Annotated in this window: 1 protein-coding gene; it reads left to right on the plus strand. The window is 40.1% G+C overall.

Features of this window, described 5'->3' with window-relative positions:
• Nucleotides 1-315, plus strand: a 315-nt coding sequence (locus IQR33_RS22780; RefSeq protein ID WP_193844068.1) for a BON domain-containing protein, incomplete at its 5' end; no start/stop codon positions are given.
• Nucleotides 316-404: the final 89 nt, after the last annotated feature.

Genomic DNA, 404 nt, shown 5'->3' on the forward strand with positions numbered 1-404 from the left:
AGCAATGACAGCTGGATCACAACCAAAGTAAAGTCAGCTTTGCTTACTGATTCTGAGCTTAATGGTGTTAAGGTTAAAGTGATCACCGAAGATGGCGATGTTTTTCTGTTTGGTTATGTCACACCAGAGCAAGGCGATCGAGCGACAGAAATCGCACGTAACATCTCAGGCGTAAAACAAGTCATTAAAGGGTTCCAATACGGCGAAATGGAGCCTGTTGAAGTGGACTTACCGAGTGACGGTGTACAAACAATAGAAAGTGAGGCAAGTACAGAAAGTGAAAAGAACGTCGAAGTCTTTACGATTAGTGAGTAATTTCCAAAGTCTGGCTTGAAATCATCTTCAACAAGTTAAAAAGAAAAAAGCAGCGTAACGCTGCTTTTTTATTATTTAATCACTCTTAA

This window comes from Vibrio sp. OPT46, assembly GCF_015163535.1.
Taxonomy (GTDB): Bacteria; Pseudomonadota; Gammaproteobacteria; order Enterobacterales; family Vibrionaceae; genus Vibrio; species Vibrio alginolyticus.